The sequence below is a fragment of the Neisseriales bacterium genome (genome assembly GCA_016699915.1).
Taxonomy (GTDB): Bacteria; Pseudomonadota; Gammaproteobacteria; order Burkholderiales; family Q3-R57-64; genus Q3-R57-64.
The window spans coordinates 341,632-368,625 of record CP064990.1; the positions used below are offsets into that span (position 1 = coordinate 341,632).

The window sequence follows — 26,994 nt, forward strand, 5'->3', positions numbered from 1 at the left end:
TATCCTATCTAAGAATATACCTGAAGATGACGAAAAATGCGAAATTATTGGTGAGATTATGCGATAATCCAAATCGTTTTTTGAGCCGGCTCCCTATCTTCCTGGAGTAACCATCATGTCAGAAGAAAAAAGTAAAGCGTTGGATGCTGCGCTTTTGCAAATTGAGAAGCAATTTGGTAAAGGCTCAATCATGCGTATGAGTGACAGCCAAATTAATGAAGATCTCCAAGTAATTTCTACAGGTTCACTGGGGTTAGACATTGCACTAGGTATTGGTGGTTTGCCAAGAGGAAGAGTGGTGGAGATTTACGGTCCTGAAGCATCGGGTAAAACGACGTTATGCTTGCAGATCGTTGCGCAAGCTCAAAAAAATGGAGGTACCTGTGCTTATATTGATGCAGAGAACGCATTAGATTTGGCGTATGCTCAAAAATTGGGTGTGCGGGTTGAAGACTTGCTCATTTCGCAGCCAGACACAGGTGAGCAAGCACTTGAAATTTGTGACATGTTAGTTAGATCCGGGGCAACAGACCTAGTTATCATTGATTCTGTTGCAGCATTGGTGCCCAAAGCAGAAATTGAAGGAGAAATGGGGGATAGCCATATGGGTCTGCAAGCGCGACTCATGAGTCAAGCGCTCCGTAAGCTAGCTTTTAACATCAAGCACACCAATACCTTGGTAGTTTTTATTAACCAAATTCGGATGAAAATTGGTGTCATGTTTGGTAATCCTGAAACAACCACAGGTGGCAATGCATTGAAATTTTATGCATCAGTGCGACTAGATATCCGACGCATCGGTACCATTCATCGAGATGATGAGGCAATTGGTAGTGAAACACGGGTTAAGGTGGTCAAAAATAAAGTAGCGCCACCTTTTCGTCAGGTTGAGTTTGACATCATTTATGGTGAAGGTATTGCCAGAGAAGGTGAAATTATTGATCTTGCAGTGAAGTATGGTTGTATGGAAAAATCAGGCGCTTGGTATAGCTATGAAGGTCAAAAGATTGGTCAAGGACGAGATAATGCAAGAGCATGGTTAAAAAGTAATCCTGACCTTAGGCAAGCAATTGAAACGAAGATTTTCAAGGAAGCAGGGGTTAGCACAATCCACACGGTTGATCAGCCTGCATAAAAAGGCTGTAAGTATAAAGTTGGCCATTTGAAAGTACGATGAAAACGCTCCGTCAACGAGCCTTTGCATTATTGGCACGTCGCGAATATTCGCGTAGTGAACTTATACAACGATTAAGCGATAAAAAAACCGATCGAGTCGTGGTTTTAGCTTTACTTGATGAATTAGTAAGTAAGGGTTGGCAGTCTGATCAGCGCTTTGCCGATGAATATGTGCGAACCCATCGCCATAAATATGGCAAGCAGCATCTTGTTCAAGTGCTTAAACAACATCAAATCACCGATACGGTGTTGCAACAGGTAGATTTTGGGGACGAACGTTGCTACGCCTTGGCATTATGGCGAAAGAAGTTTGGTAATTTGCCCAGGACAGCTACAGAGAAAGCCAAACAGATCCGTTTTTTAATCACACACGGATTCAGTTTATCTATCGCATCAAAAATCGTAAACCAAAAAACGCTGTCAGAATTCGAAGTCGAGTAGTCAAATGGTGCGCATAACGGCAATTTAGGAAGCCATGGCCTTGATTCGCGCTGCTAAGCGGATTTTATGGCGTGTGGCTTTATTTTTATGAAAAATACCTTTATCAGCAATGCGATCCATAGTGCTTACAGCTTGTCGATACAGGCTTTCTGCGGCCACTTTATCAGATTTTTCGATGGCTTTGGTTACCTTTTTAACAGCTGTACGAAACGCAGCGCGCAGGCTCATATTATGCAGGCGCTGTTTGATGTTTTGGCGGGCACGCTTGCGAGCTTGTGCGCTATTGGCCATAAAAACAATCTCCCTAAATTTAATACTTTATCCTTTGGAACCGCTCATCATAAAGTTTTTGGGAAGATTTTGCAACTGACATCTTTTACGCGGTACACTCTGTACATTCTAGTTCAAATCAGTACATACCATGAATTTGCTTAAAGCGTTGACCATGATGAGCAGCATGACCCTTATTTCTCGTATATTTGGGTTTATTCGCGATATGGTATTGGCTAGCACTTTTGGGGCGGGTTTGGCGATGGATGCTTTTACGGTAGCTTTTAAGTTACCTAATCTATTACGGCGTTTATTTGCGGAAGGGGCTTTTTCACAATCTTTTTTGCCAGTACTTATGGAATACAAGCAAATCCAAGACCTTGCTACTACACGACTATTTGTATCTAGAATTTGTGGCTTATTAAGCTTGGTGTTAGTTGCAGTTACAATCATTGGTATACTCGTTGCGCCTTGGATTATGTGGATTTCAGCACCTGGTTTTAGTGCTAATCCGCAAAAGTTTGATCTTGCTGTCCAGCTTTTACGGATTACTTTTCCCTATATTTTATTTATTTCTCTAGCGTCTTTAGCTAGCGGGGTTTTAAATGCTTGGAATCAGTTTTCTATACCTGCTTTTGCGCCGACTTTGCTAAATATATCACTTATATTGTGCGCTCTATTTTTAGCTCCTTACTGCCATCCACCTATTTTGGCTTTATCGTTAGCTGTTTTTGTGGGTGGTTTACTGCAGCTTTTGTTTTTATTGCCTTATGTTCAGCGTATTGGGATGTTAGTTATACCTTGCTTTGACTTCAAAGATAGTGCGATATGGCGTGTTGTCAAGCAAATGGGGCCTGCTATTTTTGGTGTGTCAGTTGCTCAATTATCTTTAGTGATTAATACCATTTTTGCTTCATTTTTGCCATCAGGTAGTATTTCATGGATTTACTTCGCAGATCGCCTAATGGAGCTACCCGTTGGTTTATTGGGTGCTTCACTTGGTATACTACTTTTGCCGTTGCTTTCCAAGCATGCAGTTAAAAAGGATCTGCTGGCATTTAGTCAATTACTGGATTGGGGGCTACGGTTATCCTTATTATTGGCGTTACCAGCAAGCGTTGGTCTTGCTATATTGGCTTTGCCATTAATTCAGACGCTATTTATGTACGGTCAATTTACGCCTGTTGCTGCATACATGACGCAACAGGCGTTGGTAGCCTATGCAGTCGGTTTGGTGGGCATTGTGTTAGTTAAAGTGCTTGCTCCAAGTTTTTATGCAAATAAGGACATTAAAACACCCGTTAAAGTTGCTATTTTTAGCTTAATCATGATACAGCTGATGAACGGGATATTGATTTGGCGTTTACAACATGCTGGTTTAGCGTTGTCCATTGCATTAGGTGCTTGTCTTAATGCAGTGATACTTTTATTGTTGTTGCTCAAGCATAAACATTATATTCCCCAACCAGGATGGGGGAAGTTTTTGGCAAAGTTAGCCCTATCTGCACTGACTATGGCAGTGACATTACTATTTTTACAATATATATTGCCTTGTCACTGGGAGGGCGATTTTATAGAGCGCGTATTATGGCTAGCGCTGCTTATTGGTGCAGGGATGGCGGTTTATTTTTCAACTTTATTTATAGTGGGGATTAAGTGGTATCATTGGATCCATAAGGGGTAGTTATCCTAAAAAATATACATCCAGTCTATACCGTACACTTTCTATCATGTTACTATTGTCCTTGATCAACTTGATTTAAGGTAGGGGGGAGTAAAGTTATGTCAAATGGAACTTATTTTTCAAGTGACCAAACCGTTGCATTAGCAAGCCGTGCTGGTTTTATTCGGCAAAGCTACCTTTATTTGTGCGTTGCGTTAGCGGGGTTTTTGGGATTATCTGCACTGCTTTTTGCCTCTGGGGCAGGCTATGCTCTGTTAAAGTTACTAGGGGCAAGCCAATGGGGTTGGTTATTGGTATTGGGTGCTTTTATGGTGGTTGGCATCATGGCTACCCGACTAGCCGATCAAGGTGAGCGCCACGCCCAACAATTATTGGGGCTAGGTATTTATGTATTAGCTCAAGCCATTATCTTTTCGCCTCTGCTAGCAATTGCTGCAGTTATTGATCCGACAGTGATTCCAACGGCAGGGATTGTAACGGCTATGTTGGTAGCTGGCCTTACCTTTACCGCATTCACGACTAAAAAAGACTTTTCTTTCCTAGCGCCCATTTTAACTATCGCTGGATTTATAGCATTAGGGGTGATTGTTTGTGCCATCCTATTTGGTTTTGAATTGGGTGTCTTATTCTCGGGTGCTATGGTTTGTTTTGCGGCAGGCTGCGTTTTGTTTGATACATCACGTATTATACACCACTATCCAGCCGATCGTCCTGCTGGTGCTGCTTTACACTTATTTGCTTCCATTGCGCTGATGCTTTGGTATGTCATCAGCTTATTGCTTAGAATGCGAGAGTAAACAAGCCAAGTCTTGTGCTTGTTGGGCTTCCTGATAGGAAGCCCAATTTTTATCAAGCGGAAGATAAGTTTTAGCTACGATGAAATATGTGCTAGCTTTATTCGCAGCGTGTGCTGTACTTGCTCAGGGTCAGCTTTACCTTGCGTATGTTTCATGACTTGACCAACCAGCGCGTTGAAGACTTTTTCTTTGCCAGCTAGAAACTGTACAACCAGGTGAGCATTGTCTGCAATGACAGCTTCTGTAATTTGGCTAATTGCATCGGCATCAGTGATATTTTCTAGGCCTTCATTGCGAATAATGTCATCAACAGGAAGACGGATTACCCACATTTTTTCAAATACCTGTTTGGCCAGTTTATGCGAAAGCTTGCCTTGGGCAATTTTTTTAATAAGAGTTGCTAAAGCCTGAGCAGATACAGGTGATTGTGAAATGGATAATGCTTCTTTATTCAGATAAGCTAGTAATTCACCATTAATCCAATTAGCTGCTAATTTTCCTTGCCCAGACTGCTTGGCAACTAATTCAAAATACTGCGCAACACTTCTTTGAGCGGTTAGGAGGGAAGCATCATAATCTGATAATTGATAAACTGCCATAAAACGCTGTTTCATCATATCAGGTAATTCTGGCATCGTAGATCGTATTGTTTCAATTTGTGCTGTTTCAAGTTGCATAGGCGGTAAATCTGGATCTGGAAAATAGCGGTAGTCATGGGCATTTTCTTTGCTACGCATGCTGCGTGTCTGTCCTGTGTCAGCATCAAACAACACGGTTGCTTGTTGGATGGGATAGCCTTGCATGCGCTGCTCAATTTGCCAAGATACTTCATATTCTATCGCTTGTTCAAGAAATCGAAAGGAGTTCAAATTCTTAATTTCGCGCCTAGTACCCAATGCAGTATCTGTTGCTTGACGTATTGAGACGTTAGCATCCATCCTAAAGTTGCCTGCTTCCATATCGCCTACCGAAATATCAAGCCATGTGACTAATTGGTGTAAGCGACGCGCATAAGCAACGGCTTCTTGAGCGGAACACATATCAGGTTCTGAGACAATCTCAATCAGCGGTATACCAGCACGATTCAAATCAACGCCCGTTAATTGTGTCGTATGGTCATGAGTCAGTTTTCCGGCGTCTTCTTCAAGATGTGCACGCGTAATGCGGATAATTTTTTCTACGTTATCCAGCATGATTACCAACTGTCCACACTGTACGATCGGGTGATCCATTTGGCTAATTTGGTAGCCTTTGGGTAAGTCAGGATAAAAGTAGTTTTTTCTGGCGAAGCAGTTTTTTTTGTTAATCGTAGCCTTCAAAGCAAGCCCTAAAAGGATAGCTTTCTCAATAGCTACTTGGTTGACAACGGGCAGTACACCTGGCATTGCCAGATCAATGATCGAGACCTGTGCATTAGGTATTTTGCAAGGTTTTGTTGGTGCGCAGGAAAAAAATTTAGATTGGGTATTGAGTTGAACATGCACCTCCAAGCCAATCACTGTTTCCCAATGCATAAAGCTTGTTCTCCCAATACGTCATCATGAATCATAAATGTGGCATACGATGGTGCCAATCTGTGACCTGTTGAAGGCGATGCGCAACATTCAGCAGGCGCGATTCGCTAAAATAAGAACCGATCAATTGGATGCCAGCTGGCATAGCTTCATCAGTAAATCCCGATGGTACACTCATGCCAGGTAACCCGGCAAGGTTAACAGCGATCGTGTACATATCTGACAAATACATCTGAATAGGATCATTTTGTTTTTCGCCTAACCGAAAGGCTGTTGTTGGTGTGACAGGAGCTGCAATTACATCGCATACTTTAAAGGCTTGCTGAAAATCTTCAGCGATCAGACGGCGGATTTTTTGTGCTTTTAAATAATAAGCGTCATAGTAGCCATGGCTTAATACATAAGTACCGATGAGAATACGCTGCTTGACTTCTTTGCCAAAACCTTCCGCACGACTTTTTTCATAAAGTTCAGTAAGATCCTCGTAGTCATGAGCACGATGACCGAATCGAATGCCATCATAACGTGCTAAATTAGCAGAAGCTTCAGCTGGTGCAATCACATAGTAAGCGGGTATTGATAAGTCAATATTAGGCAGACTCACATCAACGGTTTTAGCCCCTAATTGATTGAGTATAGCGACTGTTTTTTTAATCAGCGATGCAACTTGTGTATCCAATGCATTCGAAAAATATTCTTTTGGCAAGCCAATACGCAATCCCTCAATTGAGGCGTTTAAGTTGCGCGTATAATCTTCCTTAGCTCGTAAAATGCTCGTAGCATCACGCTCATCAAAGCCAGCCAATATATTAAGTAGTAAAGCACAGTCTTCCGCTGTTTTTGCCATGGGTCCGCATTGGTCAAGTGAACTGGCAAAAGCAACCATCCCAAAACGGCTCACCATGCCATAGGTTGGTTTGATACTAGTGATACCACAGAATGATGCGGGCTGCCTAATGGAACCACCTGTATCGGTACCGAGTGCAACAGGCGCCAGTCGTGCCGCAACAGAAGCTGCTGATCCTCCAGAAGAGCCGCCAGGAGTACAATCAACGTGCCAGGGATTTTTAACAGGGCCATAACAGGAATACTCATTTGACGAACCCATCGCAAATTCATCCATATTGGTATGCCCCAAGATAACCATACCAACGTTTTGGCATTGTTCGACAACATGAGCACTATAAGGCGAAACAAAATTTTTTAAGATTTTTGAGCAGCAAGTTGTTTTCCAGCCTTGGTGACAAAATAAATCCTTGATCGCAATTGGAATGCCCGTTAATGCATGCTGTTGACCTTTTGATAAGCGTAAATCTGCTGATTTTGCTGCTTGCTGGGTTTTTTCTTTATCCAGTGCAATAAAAGCGTTTAATATTGGATTCAAGTCATCAATACGCTTCAAAAACATTTCAGTTAATTCAACGCTTGAAATTGTTTTGTGTGCTAAATTTTCGGAGAGTGTACGAAGCGTTGCGTTAATCATTACATGATGGTCTGTTGACTGAATTATTCGATGACTTTTGGGACTAAAAATAAACCATCTTTTGCTTGGGGAGCCAAAGATAAAAACTGATTGCGTGGACAAGGAGGCATGGCGACATCTTTTCGTAATCGCAAAGCAACATGGTGCGCATAAGCCATAGGCTCTATATGATCTGTATTCACAGATTGCATGGTCTCAATCAGCGAAAAGATACGGTTAAGATGATCGTGAAGTTCGCCCGATGTTGTGTCATCCATCGCAATACGAGCTAGTTTAGCAATATGCTTAATTTCTTGCTCGGTGAGCAACATGAAATTTTCCAGTGAAACATTAACAAAAAACACCGCATAGAGTATCATATCTACATGGTAAATGCATCACATCAACGTTGTGATGATTGATAGCGGTTTTTTTGAGCATACTTTTGGAAAGATGAAGATGTTTGGGTCTTTATTGGGATATTTTTCTAACGATATTGCGATTGATTTAGGAACGGCCAATACTTTGGTGTTCGTAAGAGGCAAGGGTATTGTGCTGGATGAGCCATCCGTTGTGGCGATTCAAAGCGAACTTACCTCACAAAGGCAATCCGTTTTGGCTGTTGGTTTAGAGGCTAAAAACATGTTGGGTCGTACACCGGGTACGATCCAAGCTATTCGACCTATGAAGGACGGAGTCATTGCTGACTTTAAAGTGACGGAACAAATGCTCAAACAATTTATTGCGAATACGAAAAAAGCAGTTAACGCAGGTTGGTTTTCGGCTAGTCCACGCATCGTTGTATGTGTGCCTTGCGGTTCGACGCAAGTGGAAAGAAAAGCCATTTATGAAGCTGCCATCAATTCGGGTGCAAGAAGGGTTGAGCTGATTGAAGAGCCTATGGCAGCAGCACTGGGTGCTGATTTGCCTGTTGAAGAGCCAACTGGTTGTATGGTTATTGATATTGGGGGCGGCACAACTGAGGTTGGTGTCATTTCTTTGGGTGGGGTAGTTTACTCTAACTCGGTGCGTGTAGGAGGCGATAAATTTGATGAGGCAATCATTAATTATATTCGTCGTAATCATGGCACGCTTATTGGTGAAACCACAGCAGAAAAGATAAAAAAAACGATTGGTACCGCTTTTCAAATGGCCAAAAACGAAACGCTAGAAGTCAGAGGAAGGCATCTTTCAGAAGGTGTACCGCGTTCGCTTTCTATTTCAAGTAACGAGATATTAGAGGCATTGAATGAACCGCTTAACCAAGTGGTGCTGGCTGTTAAAAATGCCCTTGAAAAAATTCCGCCTGAACTGAGTGCAGATATTGCGGATCGTGGGATGGTCCTAACAGGAGGAGGAGCTTTATTAAAGGGTCTTGATCTGCTACTTTCTGAAGAGACGGGATTATCTGTTGTGGTTGCAGCAGATCCATTAACTTGTGTTGTCAGAGGTACAGGTAAGTCGCTAGATAGATTGGATACGCCAAACGTTATTTTTGCTGAAGTGCCTTGATGACAAGCTATTTATCAAAAAAGGTGATAGGTAAGTGAAGCATGGTATTTTCCACAATACGGTATTTTTTGAGGTTCCTATCTTTTCACTCAAGGTTTGTGGTTTATACATTGCTGGCATTAGGGTTTATTGCGCTGGATCAAAATTTCTCTTTCGTCAAATCAGCTAAGCGATATCTTGATGGAACGATCTATTCTATGCAGTTCGTTCTTTACCAGCCATTTCATTGGATGAGGCAAGGTAGTATTTTATTACAAAATCAAGCATCATTAGGTTACGCTAACCAACAATTACAACGCCAAATTCTACAACTTACAACTCAAATTGATCAACTCAAAGTGGCTGAACAAGAATTAGCTACGCTCAAGCGTTTTTTTGTGTTGCGACACCATCTTACTTTTGATCACTATTGCGTTGGACAATTGTATAGGTGGCGTGGTTCGTCTGCATATCAACTGATATTGGATAAGGGTACTGATTTTCATTTGCAACATGGTCAACCTGTTGTTGATGAACGGGGGTTGCTGGGGCAAATTTCGCATGTTTATGATCATTTCGCTACGGTGACGCTCATTGTGAGTAAAGGGCAAATGATTCCTATTATGGTTGAGCGGACCGGAGAGCGAGCTATTTTATATGGCCAAAATGGCCGCTTAAGTTTGCCATATTGGCCACTACAATCGGATATTCGGGCACAGGATCGCTTGGTTACTTCTGGTATTGATGGGGTTTATCCTGCTGGTTTGCCAGTGGCAAGAGTGAACCATGTTGAAAAAGATTCCTATGCACATTTTGCTAACCTTGATATTGTGCCGCTAGCTGGCCTATTTCGTTCTCGTTATGCTATGGTACTTTCCCCTCATGCTAGAGGGTTTTTGTTGCCATATCGTGATCATGAAGAGGTGTTAAAAAGGCCTTCTCAATGAGTATAACAACACAGCCGTTTGTTCGTTTGGCTAGTAGACGCCTGATTGGAGGTAGTCTATGTTTAGCCTGCGCGTTGCCTTTACTACCTTTTCCCGCTTTTTGGTTAAATTATTTTCCCGATCTAGTAGGCATAACGCTACTTTATTGGCTAATTTATCAGCCTCATCGCGTGAGTTTCGGCGTGGCTTTTTTGATCGGCATATTGACAGATATCGTGACCCATTCCTCGTTTGGGCAACACGCCTTGTCTTATGTAGCGCTTACTTATTTTGTCTTATTAATACGACCTGCTTACATCTTGATGCATGGTTTTGTGTTTCAATCAGTTTTGGTAGGTGCGTTATTAATGAGTATTGGCTTACTTAATGGCTTAGTGTGCTGGATGGTTGATGATCTATTTATCCAGATTACTTATTTCATTCCACCTTTATTAAGTGCTTGTATATGGCCTTTATTTAATAAAATTTTATTGCTAGCTTGCAACAAGCGTTTTACTCAAAGCAGATAGGCTATGCGTCATTAGGCGTGCTGTTTGATAAAGGGTATGCTCAAACATGAGAGAGGTTGAAGAGTGCTACGCAAGACTATACGTTTTGTTCAGGAAGAAGAAAAACAACGTTTTCACAATCGATTGCTTTGGTCCGGTCGATTTATTTTTTTGATGTTTGCATTATTATTGTGTCGCTTTGTATATCTACAAGTCATTCAGTACTACCATTACGCAGCGGAAGCTAAACATAATCAGATTACTTTTATACCACTAGAGCCTAACCGTGGTCGTATTGTGGATCGTAATGGTATTGTGCTGGCACAAAATCTGCCTTCGTATATGCTGGACATTATTCCCAACCAAACGCGTGATGTTGTACAGACCATTGTGGCGCTGCGCGAAATTGTGACACTTACACCAAAAGATCTAAAACGTTTTGAGCGTTTACGAAGAGAATCCCAAGTTTTTCAGCCAGTTTTATTGAAAGCTAAATTAACAGAAGTAGAGGCAGCACGCGTGGCAGCTAACAGTTGGCGCTTTCCAGGTGTGCAGGTAAGAGCTCTCTTAGCTCGAGATTATGTATACGGAATGTTAACCAGCAATTTTTTAGGTTATGTTGGGCGTATTTCTGCCCAAGATGATGCTTATCTTGGGCGAATCGGGCGGTCTCATGAATATCGGGGCGCTACCTATATTGGTCGCACTGGTTTAGAGGCTTTTTACGAAAATCGCTTGCGTGGTCAATTGGGTTTTGAGGCGATTGAAACCAATGCAACGGGCCAAAGCTTAAAAGTATTGGAGCGCCGTTCCCCCTTACATGGCGAAACACTTCAATTAACTTTAGATATTCGTTTGCAAGAAATCGCTGACAAATTATTGGGTCAGCGTCGTGGTGCATTGGTAGCTCTTAATCCGCAAACAGGTGAGATACTAGCTTTTGTATCCAAACCGAGCTTTGATGCAAATTTATTTGTTAATGGTATTGATTATGAGACATGGGATGCGCTGAATAGCGATTGGAGGCGTCCTTTACTAAACCGCGCAGCAAACGGGCTGTATGCGCCAGGATCCATCCTAAAACCTTTTATTGCTATGGCAGCCTTACATAGCAAGCAGTTGCAATATGGTGATAAACGTGCTGCGCCAGATGTATTTCGTTTACCCAAATCGCGCCATCAATTTAGAGATAGTAAGCGAACAGGGCACGGCATGATTAATTTACAGCGTGCTATTACTGTATCCAGTGACACCTTTTTTTATCGTTTGGCATGGGAGATGGGTATTGATGCCTTGCATCCGCTTTTAGCGCAGTTCGGATTGGGTCAAAAGACTGGCGTTGATTTACCTGAGGAGGCAAAAGGTGTATTGCCATCTCGTCAGTGGAAACAGAAACGTTTTGCGCGCCAAGCACCTATATTCCAAAAATGGTTGCCTGGCGATACGGTCAACATTGGTATTGGACAAGGATATAATGCCTATACCCCCTTGCAGATGGCGCACGCCACGACGATTTTGGCGAATAACGGCAAAGTATTTCAACCTTTTTTTGTCAAGCAGTTTGTAAAAAATGAGAATGGTCAAAATTACCAAAAACCTATCCAGCCGCAGAGTGTTGTACCTTTTAAATTAGCCGATTTTCAATATGTCAAGCAAGGTATGGAAAATGTATTGGGTCAGGGAGGTACAGCACAATATGCTGGTCAAGGATTGCAATACCGCATGGCAGGTAAAACAGGCACAGCGCAGGTTGTTAAAATTGCCCAAGGAAAAAACTACAATCGGTATGCCTTAATGGAGCAACATCGTGACCATGCTTGGTTTATTGCTTTTGCGCCAGCGAACCATCCAACCATTGCAGTTGCTGTGATTGTGGAGAATGCAGGATGGGGTGGAGTTGCTGCAGCTCCCATTGCGCGGGCGCTTTGTGATTTTTATTTGTTGCATATAGTACCCCCCGCTTTAAAAGATCGACTCATCACGTTGCAAGCATTGCCAAGATCTAATAATGCTATCCCTGCTAAGCAAGTAGCGCCTATTTCTCACCGTTTACGTAGGCGAGCACCATGAACATATATCGTACTGAGCATCCTATTAAACGGTTTTGGCGTGTCTTATTAGCGCCATTAGATCGGCGGCTTGTTTTGTTTATCAGCTTGATTTATTTGTTTAGCTTATTGGTACTGTATTCAGCCGATCAATACAGTTTTGACCGTTTGGGTGATAAATTAATCTATACCATCCTCGCATTTGGTCTCATGTGTTGTATTGCACGCATTTCTCCGCAATCTATCATGCAATGTGCGCCATATTTTTATTTTATAGGGTTGGTTATGCTCGTTGCTGTACATGTTGCTGGGGTAACAGTCAATGGTGCGCGACGATGGCTAGATCTTTATATTTTTACGTTGCAGCCTTCGGAAGTCATGAAACCAGCATTACCGATGATGCTTGCTTGGTATCTTTACCGCATAGAAAACGGACGACGCTGGTATCATTATGTCATAGCTACACTATTCATCATGATACCGAGTTTTTTAGTGCTCAAACAACCTGATTTGGGTACTGCTTGTCTTATTATCTTGTCTGGTTTCTTCGTGCTATTTTTTGCAGGATTATCTTGGAAAGTCATCGCAAGTGCTTTCGGGGCTTTTATCTGTATTTTTCCGCTGCTATGGCAGTACTTTTTCCTTGATTACCAAAAACAGCGCATATTATCGTTATTGGATCCAGCTCAAAATTTATTGGGGGCGGGCTATCACCACCATCAATCAGCTATTGCGATTGGTTCAGGTGGCATCTTTGGAAAAGGCTGGGGGCAAGGAACTCAAGCTCAGTTAGACTATATTCCAGAACAGGCAACCGACTTTATTTTTGCTGTGTATTCGGAAGAGTTTGGATTGATTGGTAATGCTATTTTATTGGCGCTTTATTTGGCTATCATCCTGCGTGGCTTAAGAATTGCGGCTCAAGCACCGACACTATATAGTCAATTATTGGCAGCTACCATTACCCTGTGTTTCTTTCTTTATGTGTTTGTTAATATGGGTATGGTAGCTGGAATTTTTCCAGTAGTTGGTGTGCCCTTACCACTGATGTCTTACGGTGGTACCGCAACTTTAATGGTGTTGATGAGTCAAGGGATGCTTATGAGCATTGCTCATCAAAAAAGATGATTTAAGTTAGTATATTCTAATGATAAATTGCTGAATGTTGTCCTATTTTAGGAGACGTAGAAACCTATTAATGTATAGGGTGGTTGTTATGGGCTGGTGGTTTGACTTCACAAAACTCGCCTTCAATGGTGGAACCATTGTCAGGTGAGGTTTTAGATTTAGAGGTTGAGGAAGTATGGTAAGCACTGGATTGCTGAAGGGTTGCTCCTTTAAAAGGTAAGAGTAGGACTAGTGCAGCAATGTCAGATAAGAAGCCCGGTATAATAAAGAGTAACCCAGCCATTTTATATCGAATGGGCCATAATAGCTGGTATAACGATACTGGTTTTGATTGCAAAAATGTTACGAGAGTCCATGCGATACCGAGTCGGTGTTGTTTAAGCAAAAAGATGCCCAATAGAGCGCTGACGGTCACCCATAACAATACAATTTTGAGGCCAAAATGACGGATGCTCCAGCTAAAAGTGATCATTTCTGCAAAGGGATAAATGATCATTATCCACAGTAATTTTTTGATAAGCGATCCTATGAAAATTTTAATGGTGCTATGTAATGTACCGGATAAGGAAATTGCCCTACGTATTGCTCAAGCTTTAATCAAAGGAAAACTTGCAGCTTGCGTCAATATTTTGTCGCCTTGTCAGTCATTATACCATTGGGAAGGGACTATACAGTCTTCTCAAGAAATCCCCTTACTCATCAAAACAACCAATGCATGTTACCAAGCACTCGAAGCTTGTATTATTGGGCTCCATCCGTATAGTATGCCTGAAATTGTTGCCATACCCATTACTCAAGCGTCTTCCGGTTACCTTAACTGGGTTCGGCAATCTTGTGTGATGCCAGTTGTTGGTAGTGTTGCTAAATCATGCTAATTTACTCAACTAAGGTGGGTAGCCTTTAGGATTGCTTAATGGTAAAATATATACTCTGGCTTGCAAAAAAAGTATTGGGAGTATTTGGGGTCGTTAGCTCAGCTGGTAGAGCAGCGGACTTTTAATCCGTTGGTCGCAAGTTCGAATCTTGCACGACCTACCATTTTTAAAGGGTGCTATATTTTAACACGCTTAAAAGGTGGCAGCGCTTCTAACAGTTTTCTACCATAGGGTTGCCTTGTAGTACGGTGGTCTAGTATGGTCACACGCCCGTAGTCTGATTCAGTGCGTAACAATCTTCCAACGGCTTGCAATAGCTTAAGCGATGCCTCGGGCATTGCTATTTCTAAAAATGGATCCTTACCCTGCTGGATGACCCATCGAGATAAGGTACGATCAATCGGATTATTGGGCATCGTAAAAGGCAATTTAGCAATAATAACTTGTACACAGGATTTACCAGGTAGGTCTAATCCCTCGGCAAAAGAATCCAGTCCAAAAATGATACTGGGTTTATTGGCTGCTAGTTGTGCAGCATGCTTTTCTAATAAACATGCTTTTGTCATGTTTCCTTGCACAAGAAGATGCGCCCTTAAGCATGCATCCAGTTGTTTTGCAACAGTGTGCATTTGCTTTTGTGATGCAAATAATACCAACGTACCGACTGCTTGCTGTAAATCAATCAATTTTGGCAGCCAAAGGATTACTTCGGCTGTATGTTCAGCAATATTTTTAGGGTTAGCGAGAATATTGGGCAAATACAGTTCACCTTGATTTGCGAAATTAAAGGGACTATCTAAAGCGAGACAAGTTATACCAGACAAGGCAAAAAGCCCAGTTTGTTGGAGAAAAATATCAAATGTTCCTAGTGCACGAAGGGTAGCCGAGGTCAGTAATATACCGGATGGGCGACGCCATAAGATCTGTTTAAGATGATGCGCAACGTCGGTTGGCGCTGCACAAAACCAATAATCATTTTGACGTGAAATCCACTTAGCAATGGGTTTTTGTCTATTGTCAACTGGAGTATCAAACAATTCCCATAGCTGCTGCATGCGATCTACATAACTTAATAATATGCCAAAATTGTCACTGATACGATCAAGCTGAGTGCCATGCGTTTTCGTTTGCTGCTGGTTGATTGTGTCAGATAAAGTATGCAGTGCTTTGAATAATTGTTTGGATAACAAGGCAAGATTTTGTGTGCAATGGTGCAGTGCATCGGGTACAACGCCTTCTTCGAAGAGCAACATTGTTTTTTCTGGGTCTTCATAGGAAGCCAACGTTGTATTATTTTCTAGTGTAAACAGCAGTTCTACGAGGCTCTGTTCAGTATAGTGAGCTATCGTTTGGATTTCATCAATATGGAACCTCTTTTTAAGATGTATAGCAATAGCTGGTAAAAGTGCACTAATTTTTTCTAGCGTACGAATACCTTGTTTTAAAGCGATATCTGATGAAAATTGGTTGATAGCTTTTTTGTAAAGGTGATGCGCTTCATCAATGCAGTAAAAACTGTTTTCAAGTGGTGGCAGAATGATGCCTCCACCCATAGCGCCATCAGCCAACAGTAAATCATGGTTTACTACTAAAACATCAACTTTTTTCAATTGTTCACGTGCTAAAAAAAATGGACATTCTGCTCTATTGGGACAAGTATCTTTACGACAGCCATGCCGATCGTTTGTGATGCGAGGAAGTAGTGCTACATCAATCGATTGTGGCCATACGTCAAGGTCACCACACCATTTTCTGTGTTGAAAAGCATCCGATAGTGCATGTAACAAGGTAACATCCGCTGGTTTTAATTTGTGATCCCATAATGCTGTGGTGATGGTTAGATCTGGCAGGGTAGGTTGAATAGTGTGTTGGTATAATCGGTACGGGCATACATAGCGCCTCCGTCCTTTTGCTAAAGCATAAGTGATAGGTTGGTCACTATATTGAAATGCCATCGGTAAATCTTTTCGGATCAACTGTTCTTGCAGGGCAATAGTTGCTGTGCTGATCACCAGTTTTTTACGACGCATTCTCGCGAGTACACCGCCAGCGATAAGGTAAGCAAGACTTTTTCCAACGCCAGCTGGTCCTTCAACAACTAAAATGTGATCGCCACGCAAGTCTTGGGTTGTATTCTGTGGAGCGTTATGACGAGCAAAGACTTCAGCAATACTATCAATCATGCATTTTTGGGCAGCACGCACAACAAAATCAGGTTGATGTTTGGCTAATTGCTGGTAATGGTTTTGAATATATTCTTTTTCGAAATCGGCTAGCATGCGCGTTATTATATCCCCTATACTAATATAATACCGTGATCTCTTATAATCTTACTTAGCGGTAGGTTTAGTATAGATGAGCTATCTGTAGATTTTTATCAATCGCATGGTGTAATGATTGCTCAATTGGAGGTAGTATATGTCGGCGCAAAAAATTTTTTCGCGGCGCTTTTTTCTAGAAAATGCTGTATATATCGCCCTATTATTTTTGCTTACCGTTGCTTGTATCAAAATATTGCTACCTTTCTTGGTAGCGCTGATTTGGTCAGTAATTATTCTGATAGCAGTTTGGCCTGTTTACCAGTTGTTGTGTCGCAAACTGGGTGGACGATCTAAACTATCAGCAGTACTTGTAGTGTGCATGTTAATTTTGGCACTCATTATGCCTTTGGCTTTTATGGTCATGGCAATTATTGAGATATTGCCGACTATCAGCGATACTGCTGCACAATTTGCGCATTACAAATTATCCTCCTTGCCACCTTGGCTAGCTCAAATACCTGTATTGGGTCAGCAATTAGCAGATTTTTGGATTTCTGTGCAAAACAATTTATCGGGCGTTTTTAGTCGCACACAACCTTTTATCCAAGATATTTTAAGTTGGTCTTTACGTCGAGGAGCAAGTCTTGTAAGGGGGGTATTGGAAATTTCCTTAGCCATTGTGATTGCTGGGGTTTTATTGGTATCCGGTGATAAAATACAGTATTACGCTAAGCACATCATTATCCGATTAAGCGGCAGAACCCATGCAGATTTATCCAATGTTGTGGTGCGTACCATAAGAGGTATTGCAACGGGCGTGATTGGTACAGCGTTGCTGCAATCTATTTTAGCAACCATTGGATTGATAATTGCTGGTGTACCGGGTGCTTTAGCATTAGGGTTTGCTTGTCTCATATTGGCTATTGCACAATTGCCAACAATACTTGTTTGGTTGCCTGCAACGATTTGGTTGTTTGCGCAACATGCGATGGGCTTAGCTATTTTCTTGGGGCTTTGGGGCTTGTTACTGGTTTCAACGATTGACAACTTTATTAAACCCTATCTTATCAGTCACGAAGCAGGGATGCCATTGTCGTTGATCTTTTTGGGGGTATTTGGCGGATTGTTAAGCATGGGAATTATTGGTCTATTTGTCGGACCAACCATGCTAGCGATTGCTTATACATTGATTGTGCATTGGCTCAAAATACCTACCACGGAAGACTATAAATAGCCTTTAAGATTAATTAATCGTTAAGCGATAGCTATCCATGTTAACGACTGTTATGCATTGGCAAAAACTGCTTTCTACAGCACGATTTAAAATAGATACTGGGCTTGTTACGCCAGTGGTTGTTAATAAAAACACAACCATCACGGCTGACCTGCGTAGTGATTTTCATGTTGACCATGATCGTATTGCTTTTTCCAGCGCCTTTCGTTGTTTAGGGAAAAAGACACAAGTGCATCCGCTTGCACAACATGACCATATCCATAATCGATTAACGCATAGTGTGGAAGTAGCTAGTGTCGGGCGTAGTCTTGGCAATCAAGTGGGTGCTATGTTACGAGTACAAGGGTTATTGCCCAAACAATTTACCCCTTTTGACATAGGCGACCTTGTACAGGTTGCTTGCTTGGCACATGATATTGGTAACCCGCCTTTTGGACATACTGGTGAAGAAGCCTTACGCGATTGGTTTCGCATGCCCAATAATCAGCGCTGGTTAACTGGATTGGGCGATGCTGAAAAGCAAGATGTATCAACTTATGAGGGCAATGCACACAGTTTGCGGATCTTAACAGCTTTGGAAATGTATGTTGCTAGAGGTGGGATGCGTCTGACAGCAGCAACATTAGGTACGGTAGTGAAATATCCTTGGACAGCTGATGCTATACCACAGCATATGGGGGAGAAATTTAATATTTACGGAACAGAGCTAGCTTATTTTCGATGCGTAGCTAAAAATTTAGGGCTTTTGCAAGTAGCTAATAATCATTGGTGTCGCCACCCTCTGTCATATCTTGTTGAAGCAGCAGATGATATGTGTTACGCCATTTTGGATCTTGAGGATGCTGTTGCTATTGGGATGTTGGCGCCTGAAGTTTTTGAAAAGATATTAAGGCCACTTATTGATGGGGAAGATTCACGTTTATCGCGGGCAAGCAACATGCGTCAACGCTGTGCGATGATGCGAAGTCTTGCTATGGGGCATAGTATTACTGAAATAGCTCGTTGCTTCATGCATTACCATTCATCGCTGTTAGAGGGTTGTTTAAACGCAAAAGACCTGATTAGTATTTGTGATGAACCAGTTAAAACTGTGTTAACCAATGCTAAATTGCTTGCTAATCAACATATCTATCACCATCACAATAAATTACCAACAGAGATTGCTGTATTTGCTTGTTTGGGGTCATTGCTGGATATGTTGATCCCCGTTGTACATAATTATATTACGGGCAATAGTACACATCATGCCTTACGGCAAGATCTTATTCTTAAACTGCTGCAAGAACATATCACGGTGGATAAGAATGACTCGCTGTATGTGGGCTATATGAAAATTTTAGATTATCTTGGCTTAATGAGTGACAATGCTGCGGCCGATTTGGCCAAAGTATTATCTGGGTTTGCGATTACATCGTGATTGACCATAACAGTGCTAAGTTATTCCATGATTACCCTGTAGCCAGTGGGGTAATTTCATTTATAATGGCTAGTATTTGGTTAACAGCAGGGGATAAATATGGGTTTTTTGGCAGGAAAACATATACTGATTACGGGCATGTTATCAGATCGCTCCATTGCTTATGGTATTGCTAAAAGTTGTTATCGGGAAGGTGCTAAACTGGCCTTTACTTATGAAGCGGATAGAATAAAAGAGCGTGTACAACATTTGGCTGAAGCGTTTGATTCTTCATTAGTTTTAAAGTGTGATGTACAAGTTGACCAGGATATTGAGCAGTTATTTGTAAGGCTTAGTGATCATTGGGATGGTTTGGATGGGTTGGTACACTCTATTGCCTTTTCACCACGTGAAGCCTTAACAGGCGATTTTTTGGATGCTCTGAGCCGAGAAGCTTTTCGTATTGCACATGATATTTCGTCCTATAGTTTTCCAGCGTTAGCTAAAGCAGCACGACCGATGATGAAAGATCGCTATGGTGCGTTACTGACATTAACTTATCTTGGTGCGGTACGGTCTATTCCGCATTACAACGTGATGGGTCTTGCTAAGGCAAGTTTAGAGTCTGCTATACGTTTTATCGCCAGTTCTGTTGGTCGAGACGGCACGCGTTGCAACGGTATTTCAGCTGGACCGATTAAAACATTAGCTGCATCGGGCATCGCAGATTTTTCCAAACTATTGAGTATTTCAGCGGCCAATGCCCCATTGCGTCGGAATGTTACCGTGGAAGAAGTGGGCAATGTTGCAGCGTTCTTATTATCTGATTTATCATCAGGTATAACTGGTGAGATTACCTATGTAGATGCAGGGTACAATATCAATGCTTTAAATGCACCTGAGGAAGATGAATCATAAAAATTGAATATGATGGATAATATCAATTTAGATAAAGGGCATAGCGATGCTTGGTAGAAGAGTTTTGGAAGAGATAGGCAAAAAAATAAGTGATATGGTGGCTACCAGTCCAGCCAAAGATATCGAAAAAAATATTAAGGCGGTTTTAACTTCTGCTTTAGCACGTTTAGATGTTGTCACGAGAGAAGAATTTAATTTACAACAAGAAATATGTGTACAAACTCGCGAGTCATTAAATGAGATAACAGTAAGATTGGATCGGCTGGAAGCCAAGCTTAGTCAAAACAAAATATTGCATGTGAGTTCATCAACTCAAACTAAACGCAAACGAAAGGTTTTGCATCAAGTACCCGTTGGTAAATTGACGAAAAGTGGTAGAACCACAAAATCGACGAGGATACTTAAGTCACGTTCTATACCTAAACCATAAGGATCTTGTTTGGATATTTTTATCAGCAATGCTTTGTTGAAGTAAGAGACGAATATTTTGTTGTATCTTAGATGAAGTTGGTTAGTTGTTGCGACTTGTTGGGTCATAATTGTGATGAAACAAAAACGCTATTTTCAAACAACCTCCTACGGTCGAGCAAGGCATCGCAAGGGATCGCTTTTGATTGGGCTACTCATCGGTATGGTAATTGGTGTAGCAGCTGTGGTAGGTATTGCGATTTATTTGAACTATGCCGCTACGCCGTTTACTAATATGAATCAATTGATAGATCACCAAGGTGACATGATAGCGTCCGATGATAGGCCTATCAAAACTAATCCAGACGATCAAATGGCTGCTTTGGACGCTAAAATAAAAGAGCTGACAGATTCTCGAGTAGGTAAGGCGGCCTTACGTGTGGAGAAAAGCGCTTCAGAGGAAGTGGCTGCAAAGGAATTCGATTTTTATAAAATTCTACCCGGTAAATCAGATATTGCTTCGGTAAAATCTGCTCAGCCAACATCCAAAAAGATGGTGGCATCTGCCGCTGCACATCAACATTATTTGCAAGTAGGTTCATTCCAAAATGCAAGTGATGCAAACAATCTTAAAGCAAAGTTAGCATTGATGGGTATCCATGCCAAAATCCAATCAATCAGTGCGGCTGATAAAGGGTTAATACATCGTGTACGTGTTGGCCCCATCAATAAAGCAAGCATTGAACCACTCAGAGCTTTATTGGCACAAAATGGTATACAAGCTGTCATGGCGACACAATGAAAGCTAAAAACACATGAAAAAATATGTGCTGATCATCCTATTATGTTTTATAAGTGCGATGGCACAGGCGAAGATTGTCCTGGGCAAAGATTATGTTGTGCTAGCCAAGCAACATAAACGTGTTCAAGCCAATCAAATAGAGGTGTTAGAGTTTTTCTCTTATCACTGTGGTCGTTGTTTTGATGTATCACGCAAAATGGAGGCAGAGGCTAGACGGTGGCCAAATTATGCTAAGTTGCAACGTATACAAGTCATGTGGGGCCAACCTTTTAAAGGTTTGTTACGCTTACTTGCGACGATTGAAAAAATGGGTAAAGTGCAAACATTGCACCACCGCATTTTTATTGCTTTTTTGGAGCAAGGTTTGATGCTTAATGATTCGAATACAGCATTAAATTGGGTAAAGAAGCAGCCAGATATTAACTTTAAAAAATTTGTTGAGCATTTTAATAGTGCCGCTGTCAGCAAACTATCAAATTATTATGCTGCAAAGACTGAAGAATATAACGTTGATGCAACGCCCATGGTAATTGTGGATGGTCGGTATAAAGTATTGCCCTCTATGCCAGATCGGATGGTGCAGGTGACGAGGGAATTAATTGCCAAGGCATGGAAAGAAGCAAAACGAAGATAGCGTTGTGTCAAATTAGTGGTTGAGTTGTGAGAGGCGCTTTAGCAAAATTAGGTAATGAGAGACCAGTGATGACGCGCTATCAATCAATAGCAGTACTTCTATTAGTCAGTTTTAATTTGGTTAATTACGCCAATAAAATGCTTATTTTTTGCTCAGAAGGCTCGCCAAGTGGATTTGATCCGGGTCAATATCATAGCAGTATTGATTATGACGCTTCAGCTGAAACACTCTTTAACCGCCTCATCTAATAATTTAGTGCTAAAGGCGCAACGTATTAATAATATGCAAGAATGGATTAAGCTTTATCGATCAGCGCAAAAGGAATTGTTAAATAAGAAATACCCGTTACTCCTTTAGCGCATACGCTATCTAGCAAAGCTATCAATCGTTTTGTTAGAAATTATAAAAAATCCGTTTTTTGTTCAGTTGAATCTAGGGGCGTTGATTTAGTGGAGTAATATTTCCTAGAAGATGGTCGAACAATCTAAAAATTTACTGGATAATCAGCAAGTTGCGCTTGATTTTTTGCATGGTGCTGCGCGACTGATGGTTACCTATAACACCAGAACATACCTTTTACAGCGCCATCTTAATCGCATCGCTCAAGCAATTGGTTTAGATAACTTGAGTATGGATATTGGATATTGCAGGGTGACTTTGTTTACCAAGCAAGGCACGATACTCTATGCATATACGCCAGAATTTTGTATCAATATTGCTTTTTTAGCAAAAGTGATGCACATCATTGATAAGGTCTGTGCACATACTCTATCGCCTCGTGAAGGGTTGTTAGCCTTTGAGACGATTGAGCGCACGGCAGAAAATCGTCAGTGGTCTTTAGCAGCACTATTTTCGGCAGCAGCAGCCAGTGCCATTGCTTTTCTTGCCAAAGGCGATATATCAACTATGGTTGCTGTTGGATTTGCTGCAGCAGGCAGCATTATGGTGCAAAAATATTTAACCCATAAGCAGATTATCAAATTAATGCTGCCTTTTGCGGGCTCTTTTTTCGGTGCCATTTTTTGTAGTTTTTGGATCCGGATGGGTTGGACAACAACACCAAATGTCTGCTTGATTGTGCCTGTATTATTAATGATACCTGGCCCACACCTCATTAATGGTCTATATGATATTGTCGAAAACAATATTCAAACAGGAATTGCCCGCCTTTGCTTAGCAGCTTCGATTGTGATTGCAAGTTCATGTGGTGTGTTACTCGGTAGTCATCTAATGTTTTTAGAAAGCACTACACCGATCCTACATGATACGGTTGTTGGGGAATTACCATTATGGCTAGACGCTGTGATGGCAGGTGTGACTTCTTGCGGGTTTGCTGCTTTTTATAATGCCCCTTGGCGCGTGCTAGTTATTTCAAGCTTATACGGTATGATGGGACATGCAATCCGCTATTTTTTGCTTGATTCGGGTTATTCGCTTGAATCGTCGACTTTTTTTGCGTGCTTAGCAGTGGGTTTCTTTGCGAATTTTATGGCTGAGTATCTTAGAATTGCCTTTTCGGCTGTGGCTTTTGCAAGCGCTATGCCGATGATGCCGGGTATGTTGATGTTCTCGGCTATTAATCATGCAACAAGTATTGCAACATATGGCCAACAAGCAGAGCCTGTACTGGTTGTTTTGATGCTTTCTGAGCTATTCAAATCTACCTTGGTGCTGGGTGCCATGGTGGCGGGTTTACTGATCGGTGCATGTTTTGCAAGAATCTTTGCCGAAGGCTTGGATAGACCCTTACATCAAATCAAGCGGCAGTTTAGGATGTAGTCAGACGATATTTGTTTGAGCAACGTTCATTTTTTTTTGACCACACAATATGTTTTGCAAAAGCAGAGTATAAATTGCTGTTAACTGATTGATATCTTCAATGGGTGAGCATTCATTTGTTTGGTGAATCGTACTATCTAATAAACCAAATTCAAGTAATTCTTTTGCGATTTGACACAAAAAATGGCCATCTGAAGCACCACCCTTTGTTGAAAATTGACTTGGTTGTCCTGTGACAGATCCAACAGTTGCTTGCAAGGTTTTGGCAAGGTATCCTACTTCATCTATAAAAGGGTTACTGGATAACGTCCAGTGGATCTCATATTGTAAATGTTGTTGATCGAGCAAGGCAGTCAAGCGTTTTTTGAGTGAATCGACCGTACTTTCTACTGAAAAACGAAAATTAAACGTCAGTTCACTACTTTGCGGAATCACATTGACCGCACCTGAATCAGCGTGCAGATAACAAGCTTGCCATGAAGTTGGCTCAAAATATTGGTTTCCTGTATCCCATGTTGTTTCGCTAAGCACTCTGATTGCTCGACCGAGGCCATGTATTGGATTTATCGCAAGGTGTGGATAGGCAATGTGACCCTGCTTACCTTTGATCACTAAGTGACCAGTAAGAGAGCCTCGACTACCTACTTTGATGGTATCTCCTAGGTATTGTTTTGAGGTTGGTTCACCGATGAGACAAAAATCAATTGCTTGATGGCGTGCTTGTAGGGTTTCAACGACACGCAATGTGCCATCTTTCGCCTCGCCTTCTTCATCTGAGGTGAGCAAAAAAGCAATAGCCCCTTCAAAGTCAGTATGCCGATGCAAGAAAGTTTCTGTTGCAACTAAGAATGCTGCGATAGCCGCCTTCATATCTGCCACACCACGCCCGACAAGACGGTTTCCTCGAACGGTTGGTCTAAAGGGAGAAGTGTGCCATTTTGATATATCACCGGGTGGCACGACATCGGTATGTCCCGCAAAACAGAAAGTGGGCGAAGCGTCCCCCAATTTAGCCCATAGATTGGTGACTTGTCCAAAACGCAAAAATTCTACTGAGAAACCAAGGTTTGTCAAATGCGCTGCAATTAAATCTTGACACCCTGCATCGTTGGGGGTAACTGAGGGGCGACTGATCAATTGGCAGGCCAGATCCAGCACTTTATTCATCGTAGGCAATCTTGATATTCAGCAACACTAAAACCGCATAATACTTTGCCGTGATACATCAACAAAGGACGTTTAATGAGCGTTGGTTTGCGAATCAGTAACGTGATGATTTGTTCGGACTGGTCTAAGCATTTTTTATCAGCTTCGCTGAGTTTACGCCACGTTAGACTCTGCTTATTGATAAGTTTTTGTGTACCCAAAAGGTTTAACCAATGGGTAACTTGCTCTGTGCTTAGCGCTGTTTTTTTAAAATCAACAAATGTATAGCCGACATGGTTACTATCTAACCAGTCTCTTGCTTTTTGAACAGTACTACATTGGGCGATGCCATAGAGGATAGTATTGTCCATGTAAGTTTCCTTGATGACTAAAACGGTATTTCGGTAGGTGATTCCACAATAGTTGAAGCTTCAGCTGGTGTAGGTGTTAAGGTTTCTGTATCAGCAGGCATCACTTCTACCGATGCATCAAAAACAGCTTTTTGTGATGTATCCTCAATGGTCATTCCTTTTACGATCGGAGCGGGAGGTTGTTGCGCACTACAGCAACTCGTTAATGTCAACAATCCCGTTACCACAATTAGCCACTTAATCGTTTGATTCATTGCTTTTTTCCTATACAAATTGATATTAAACAGTAGATCGCTCTCATTTTATGCTTTGCCTGCAATCATGAGAACAAAATTTACCATTTCTACGCATGTTTTTTGGATGGTTTGACCCGATTTTTCAAAGCACCATAAATATTGCTGCGTTGCTTCGCCGATAGGAGCAATAAGCCGACCATTATTGCTGAGTTGATCTAATAAAGCGTTAGAAATATTTTTGATGGCTGCTGTGATAAGGATACCATCAAACGGTGCAACCTCTGGTAATCCTTCATGCCCATCTTGATGTACAAGTCGTACTGTTGTTAAGCGTGCACGGCGCAGATTTTGTTTAGCAAGATGGAGCATTGTTGCAAGGCGCTCAATAGAATAGACTTCTGTTACACCTGAAGCCAAAAGTATAGCGCTTTGGTAACCACACCCTGTGCCAATTTCCAACACTTTACGTGGCATATTTGGCGTGAATAGCATTTCGGTCATACGAGCAACGGTATAAGGTTGCGAGATAGTTTGACCGTATCCAATAGGTAGTGATTTATCGTCATAAGCCATGGTAGCAAGAGCCTCATCAACAAAAAAATGTCGAGGTACCTGCGCCATGGCTTTGAGTACTTTAGGATGTTTGATGCCATGTTGTATCAACCGATCTATCATGCGTTGCTTGGTGCGATCAGATAGCATTCCAGAAGCTAGGGTTGACATGGTTTTAGTGTTCTGATAACCAGTGTTCAAGTGGCAAAACTTGATTGCGTGCTGTCAAGTCAACGGTAAGCGGGGTTATTGAAGCAAAACCCTGTTCACAAGCCCAAAAATCGGTGTCATGCCCCGCATCTTGTGCTTCTCCTGTTTCACCTACCCAATAAACAGGATGACCTCTTGGGCTTTGCATCGGCGTGACTGATTTGATTTGATGCCGACGTCCTAAGCGAGTCGCTTTTAATCCCTTCAGCTCAGTAAGCGGTATATCTGGTACGTTGATATTCAGTAACTGCACTATTTTAGGTGGGTGATCCAGTAAATATGTAACCAGTTTTTTAATGACTGTTTGAGCAGTTGCGAGGTGCTTACCTGATTTGCCTGCCATCGAAATGGCCACAGCAGGAATGCCAAACAAAAATCCCTCTACTGCAGCAGCGACAGTACCGGAATATAGGGTATCTTCCCCCATGTTCGTGCCGTGATTAATGCCTGAAAATACCATGTCTGGTTTATGTCTTAGTAACCCTGCCATGGCAAGGCGCACGCAGTCTGTTGGTGTGCCATTAACATAATAAAATAGGTTGTCTGCTTGATGCACAGTCAATGGTCGGTTGAGTGTTAAGGAATTGCTGGCACCACTTTGTTCTCTTTCGGGTGCAACAACAATAACCTTGCCAAAATAGGAGAGTGTACTGGCAAGTGCAATAATACCTGAGGCAAGATACCCATCATCGTTGCTGACTAGAAACTCCATCATCGGCACCATAT

The 26,994-nt window shown here is 41.8% G+C and carries 29 protein-coding genes and 1 tRNA gene; 19 read left to right on the forward strand and 11 right to left on the reverse strand.

The features are described from left to right. Positions 1-115: 115 nt before the first annotated feature. Positions 116-1,135, forward strand: coding sequence for a recombinase RecA (gene recA / locus IPK86_01620; GenBank protein QQS16908.1), 1,020 nt, complete (start codon positions 116-118; stop codon positions 1,133-1,135). A gap of 38 nt (positions 1,136-1,173) precedes the next feature. Beyond that, a complete protein-coding gene (locus tag IPK86_01625) occupies positions 1,174-1,617 on the forward strand; it encodes a regulatory protein RecX (protein QQS16909.1) in 444 nt (147 codons plus the stop codon). A gap of 24 nt (positions 1,618-1,641) precedes the next feature. Here IPK86_01625 and rpsT read toward each other — a convergent pair whose 3' ends face one another. Next, positions 1,642-1,908, reverse strand: coding sequence for a 30S ribosomal protein S20 (gene rpsT, locus IPK86_01630; protein ID QQS16910.1), 267 nt, complete (start codon positions 1,906-1,908; stop codon positions 1,642-1,644). A gap of 130 nt (positions 1,909-2,038) precedes the next feature. On the opposite strand from rpsT, the gene murJ reads away from it, so the two are divergent. Then, complete coding sequence (murJ, locus tag IPK86_01635; GenBank protein QQS16911.1) at positions 2,039-3,571, forward strand: murein biosynthesis integral membrane protein MurJ; 1,533 nt, start codon at positions 2,039-2,041, stop codon at positions 3,569-3,571. 98 nt (positions 3,572-3,669) lie between these two features. Further along, a complete protein-coding gene (locus IPK86_01640) occupies positions 3,670-4,368 on the forward strand; it encodes a Bax inhibitor-1/YccA family protein (GenBank protein QQS16912.1) in 699 nt (232 codons plus the stop codon). Positions 4,369-4,442: 74 nt separating this feature from the next. Here the strand turns inward: IPK86_01640 and gatB are convergent, their stop codons facing one another. The 3 genes from gatB to gatC are packed head-to-tail and all read right to left on the reverse strand — an operon-like array spanning position 4,443 to position 7,676. Beyond that, positions 4,443-5,882, reverse strand: coding sequence for an Asp-tRNA(Asn)/Glu-tRNA(Gln) amidotransferase subunit GatB (gene gatB, locus IPK86_01645; protein ID QQS16913.1), 1,440 nt, complete (start codon positions 5,880-5,882; stop codon positions 4,443-4,445). Between the two features lie 31 nt (positions 5,883-5,913). Further along, positions 5,914-7,365 (reverse strand): Asp-tRNA(Asn)/Glu-tRNA(Gln) amidotransferase subunit GatA, encoded by a 1,452-nt coding sequence (gene gatA / locus IPK86_01650; protein QQS16914.1) that lies wholly within the window; start codon positions 7,363-7,365, stop codon positions 5,914-5,916. A gap of 23 nt (positions 7,366-7,388) precedes the next feature. Further along, positions 7,389-7,676, reverse strand: a complete 288-nt coding sequence (gatC, locus tag IPK86_01655; protein QQS17033.1) for an Asp-tRNA(Asn)/Glu-tRNA(Gln) amidotransferase subunit GatC — start codon at positions 7,674-7,676, stop codon at positions 7,389-7,391. A gap of 127 nt (positions 7,677-7,803) precedes the next feature. Here gatC and IPK86_01660 point away from each other — a divergent pair, with 127 nt between their 5' ends. The 5 genes from IPK86_01660 (at position 7,804) to rodA (ending at position 13,446) form a co-directional block, all read left to right on the forward strand. Then, entirely contained in the window at positions 7,804-8,856 is a 1,053-nt protein-coding gene (locus tag IPK86_01660; GenBank protein ID QQS17034.1) for a rod shape-determining protein, read from the forward strand. 98 nt (positions 8,857-8,954) lie between these two features. Continuing rightward, entirely contained in the window at positions 8,955-9,782 is an 828-nt protein-coding gene (mreC, locus tag IPK86_01665) for a rod shape-determining protein MreC (protein QQS16915.1), read from the forward strand. Continuing rightward, a complete protein-coding gene (mreD, locus tag IPK86_01670) occupies positions 9,779-10,291 on the forward strand; it encodes a rod shape-determining protein MreD (protein QQS16916.1) in 513 nt (170 codons plus the stop codon). The genes mreC and mreD overlap by 4 nt, the downstream gene beginning before the upstream one ends. Before the next feature lie 63 nt (positions 10,292-10,354). Beyond that, a complete protein-coding gene (gene mrdA, locus IPK86_01675; GenBank protein QQS16917.1) occupies positions 10,355-12,340 on the forward strand; it encodes a penicillin-binding protein 2 in 1,986 nt (661 codons plus the stop codon). Further along, a complete protein-coding gene (gene rodA / locus IPK86_01680) occupies positions 12,337-13,446 on the forward strand; it encodes a rod shape-determining protein RodA (GenBank protein QQS16918.1) in 1,110 nt (369 codons plus the stop codon). Before mrdA ends, rodA begins: the two co-directional genes overlap by 4 nt. A gap of 67 nt (positions 13,447-13,513) precedes the next feature. On the opposite strand, the gene IPK86_01685 is transcribed toward rodA, so the two are convergent. Beyond that, entirely contained in the window at positions 13,514-13,942 is a 429-nt protein-coding gene (locus tag IPK86_01685; GenBank protein ID QQS16919.1) for an FxsA family protein, read from the reverse strand. Between the two features lie 31 nt (positions 13,943-13,973). Here IPK86_01685 and IPK86_01690 point away from each other — a divergent pair, with 31 nt between their 5' ends. Further along, positions 13,974-14,321, forward strand: coding sequence for a divalent-cation tolerance protein CutA (locus IPK86_01690; protein QQS16920.1), 348 nt, complete (start codon positions 13,974-13,976; stop codon positions 14,319-14,321). A gap of 87 nt (positions 14,322-14,408) precedes the next feature. After that, a tRNA-Lys gene (locus tag IPK86_01695) sits at positions 14,409-14,484 on the forward strand. 13 nt (positions 14,485-14,497) lie between these two features. On the opposite strand, the gene dinG is transcribed toward IPK86_01695, so the two are convergent. Next, positions 14,498-16,600 carry an ATP-dependent DNA helicase DinG gene (gene dinG / locus IPK86_01700; protein QQS16921.1) on the reverse strand — a complete coding sequence of 701 codons (2,103 nt, stop codon included), beginning with the start codon at positions 16,598-16,600 and terminating at the stop codon, positions 14,498-14,500. 139 nt (positions 16,601-16,739) lie between these two features. Between dinG and IPK86_01705 the strand changes: the two genes are divergently transcribed. From IPK86_01705 to IPK86_01740, 8 genes are all read left to right on the forward strand, one after another. Beyond that, on the forward strand, positions 16,740-17,816 hold the full coding sequence (locus tag IPK86_01705) for an AI-2E family transporter (protein ID QQS16922.1): 1,077 nt from the start codon (positions 16,740-16,742) through the stop codon (positions 17,814-17,816). A 52-nt stretch (positions 17,817-17,868) separates the two neighbouring features. Then, on the forward strand, positions 17,869-19,233 hold the full coding sequence (locus tag IPK86_01710; protein QQS17035.1) for a deoxyguanosinetriphosphate triphosphohydrolase: 1,365 nt from the start codon (positions 17,869-17,871) through the stop codon (positions 19,231-19,233). A 99-nt stretch (positions 19,234-19,332) separates the two neighbouring features. Further along, positions 19,333-20,130 (forward strand): enoyl-ACP reductase FabI, encoded by a 798-nt coding sequence (gene fabI / locus IPK86_01715; protein QQS16923.1) that lies wholly within the window; start codon positions 19,333-19,335, stop codon positions 20,128-20,130. Positions 20,131-20,176: 46 nt separating this feature from the next. After that, a complete protein-coding gene (locus tag IPK86_01720; GenBank protein QQS16924.1) occupies positions 20,177-20,560 on the forward strand; it encodes an accessory factor UbiK family protein in 384 nt (127 codons plus the stop codon). Positions 20,561-20,674: 114 nt separating this feature from the next. Next, on the forward strand, positions 20,675-21,340 hold the full coding sequence (locus IPK86_01725; protein QQS16925.1) for an SPOR domain-containing protein: 666 nt from the start codon (positions 20,675-20,677) through the stop codon (positions 21,338-21,340). A gap of 58 nt (positions 21,341-21,398) precedes the next feature. Further along, on the forward strand, positions 21,399-21,974 hold the full coding sequence (locus tag IPK86_01730; protein ID QQS16926.1) for a thiol:disulfide interchange protein DsbA/DsbL: 576 nt from the start codon (positions 21,399-21,401) through the stop codon (positions 21,972-21,974). 68 nt (positions 21,975-22,042) lie between these two features. After that, complete coding sequence (locus IPK86_01735) at positions 22,043-22,222, forward strand: hypothetical protein (protein QQS17081.1); 180 nt, start codon at positions 22,043-22,045, stop codon at positions 22,220-22,222. A 223-nt stretch (positions 22,223-22,445) separates the two neighbouring features. Next, the gene (locus IPK86_01740; protein QQS16927.1) at positions 22,446-23,753 is read left to right on the forward strand and encodes a threonine/serine exporter family protein; all 1,308 of its coding nucleotides are present in this window, start codon (positions 22,446-22,448) and stop codon (positions 23,751-23,753) included. Here IPK86_01740 and dapE read toward each other — a convergent pair whose 3' ends face one another. The 5 genes from dapE to surE are packed head-to-tail and all read right to left on the reverse strand — an operon-like array spanning position 23,754 to position 26,980. Beyond that, a complete protein-coding gene (dapE, locus tag IPK86_01745) occupies positions 23,754-24,920 on the reverse strand; it encodes a succinyl-diaminopimelate desuccinylase (GenBank protein QQS16928.1) in 1,167 nt (388 codons plus the stop codon). Continuing rightward, the gene (locus IPK86_01750; protein ID QQS16929.1) at positions 24,917-25,270 is read right to left on the reverse strand and encodes a Spx/MgsR family RNA polymerase-binding regulatory protein; all 354 of its coding nucleotides are present in this window, start codon (positions 25,268-25,270) and stop codon (positions 24,917-24,919) included. Before IPK86_01750 ends, dapE begins: the two co-directional genes overlap by 4 nt. Positions 25,271-25,287: 17 nt before the next feature. Then, entirely contained in the window at positions 25,288-25,524 is a 237-nt protein-coding gene (locus IPK86_01755) for a hypothetical protein (GenBank protein QQS16930.1), read from the reverse strand. 48 nt (positions 25,525-25,572) lie between these two features. Next, positions 25,573-26,229, reverse strand: a complete 657-nt coding sequence (locus IPK86_01760) for a protein-L-isoaspartate(D-aspartate) O-methyltransferase (GenBank protein QQS16931.1) — start codon at positions 26,227-26,229, stop codon at positions 25,573-25,575. A 4-nt stretch (positions 26,230-26,233) separates the two neighbouring features. Further along, positions 26,234-26,980 carry a 5'/3'-nucleotidase SurE gene (gene surE, locus IPK86_01765; GenBank protein ID QQS17036.1) on the reverse strand — a complete coding sequence of 249 codons (747 nt, stop codon included), beginning with the start codon at positions 26,978-26,980 and terminating at the stop codon, positions 26,234-26,236. Positions 26,981-26,994 lie beyond the last annotated feature (14 nt).

Bases quoted from the DNA above. Each gene is read 5' to 3' on its own strand.
- recA (QQS16908.1), top strand. From the start codon at position 116: ATGTCAGAAGAAAAAAGTAAAGCGTTGGATGCTGCGCTTTTGCAAATT.
- IPK86_01625 (QQS16909.1), top strand. From the start codon at position 1,174: ATGAAAACGCTCCGTCAACGAGCCTTTGCATTATTGGCACGTCGCGAA.
- rpsT (QQS16910.1), bottom strand. From the start codon at position 1,908: ATGGCCAATAGCGCACAAGCTCGCAAGCGTGCCCGCCAAAACATCAAA.
- murJ (QQS16911.1), top strand. From the start codon at position 2,039: ATGAATTTGCTTAAAGCGTTGACCATGATGAGCAGCATGACCCTTATT.
- IPK86_01640 (QQS16912.1), top strand. From the start codon at position 3,670: ATGTCAAATGGAACTTATTTTTCAAGTGACCAAACCGTTGCATTAGCA.
- gatB (QQS16913.1), bottom strand. From the start codon at position 5,882: ATGCATTGGGAAACAGTGATTGGCTTGGAGGTGCATGTTCAACTCAAT.
- gatA (QQS16914.1), bottom strand. From the start codon at position 7,365: ATGATTAACGCAACGCTTCGTACACTCTCCGAAAATTTAGCACACAAA.
- gatC (QQS17033.1), bottom strand. From the start codon at position 7,676: ATGTTGCTCACCGAGCAAGAAATTAAGCATATTGCTAAACTAGCTCGT.
- IPK86_01660 (QQS17034.1), top strand. From the start codon at position 7,804: ATGTTTGGGTCTTTATTGGGATATTTTTCTAACGATATTGCGATTGAT.
- mreD (QQS16916.1), top strand. From the start codon at position 9,779: ATGAGTATAACAACACAGCCGTTTGTTCGTTTGGCTAGTAGACGCCTG.
- rodA (QQS16918.1), top strand. From the start codon at position 12,337: ATGAACATATATCGTACTGAGCATCCTATTAAACGGTTTTGGCGTGTC.
- IPK86_01685 (QQS16919.1), bottom strand. From the start codon at position 13,942: ATGATCATTTATCCCTTTGCAGAAATGATCACTTTTAGCTGGAGCATC.
- IPK86_01690 (QQS16920.1), top strand. From the start codon at position 13,974: ATGAAAATTTTAATGGTGCTATGTAATGTACCGGATAAGGAAATTGCC.
- dinG (QQS16921.1), bottom strand. From the start codon at position 16,600: ATGCTAGCCGATTTCGAAAAAGAATATATTCAAAACCATTACCAGCAA.
- IPK86_01705 (QQS16922.1), top strand. From the start codon at position 16,740: ATGTCGGCGCAAAAAATTTTTTCGCGGCGCTTTTTTCTAGAAAATGCT.
- IPK86_01710 (QQS17035.1), top strand. From the start codon at position 17,869: ATGCATTGGCAAAAACTGCTTTCTACAGCACGATTTAAAATAGATACT.
- fabI (QQS16923.1), top strand. From the start codon at position 19,333: ATGGGTTTTTTGGCAGGAAAACATATACTGATTACGGGCATGTTATCA.
- IPK86_01720 (QQS16924.1), top strand. From the start codon at position 20,177: ATGCTTGGTAGAAGAGTTTTGGAAGAGATAGGCAAAAAAATAAGTGAT.
- IPK86_01725 (QQS16925.1), top strand. From the start codon at position 20,675: ATGAAACAAAAACGCTATTTTCAAACAACCTCCTACGGTCGAGCAAGG.
- IPK86_01730 (QQS16926.1), top strand. From the start codon at position 21,399: ATGGCACAGGCGAAGATTGTCCTGGGCAAAGATTATGTTGTGCTAGCC.
- IPK86_01735 (QQS17081.1), top strand. From the start codon at position 22,043: ATGACGCGCTATCAATCAATAGCAGTACTTCTATTAGTCAGTTTTAAT.
- IPK86_01740 (QQS16927.1), top strand. From the start codon at position 22,446: ATGGTCGAACAATCTAAAAATTTACTGGATAATCAGCAAGTTGCGCTT.
- dapE (QQS16928.1), bottom strand. From the start codon at position 24,920: ATGAATAAAGTGCTGGATCTGGCCTGCCAATTGATCAGTCGCCCCTCA.
- IPK86_01750 (QQS16929.1), bottom strand. From the start codon at position 25,270: ATGGACAATACTATCCTCTATGGCATCGCCCAATGTAGTACTGTTCAA.
- IPK86_01755 (QQS16930.1), bottom strand. From the start codon at position 25,524: ATGAATCAAACGATTAAGTGGCTAATTGTGGTAACGGGATTGTTGACA.
- IPK86_01760 (QQS16931.1), bottom strand. From the start codon at position 26,229: ATGTCAACCCTAGCTTCTGGAATGCTATCTGATCGCACCAAGCAACGC.
- surE (QQS17036.1), bottom strand. From the start codon at position 26,980: ATGGAGTTTCTAGTCAGCAACGATGATGGGTATCTTGCCTCAGGTATT.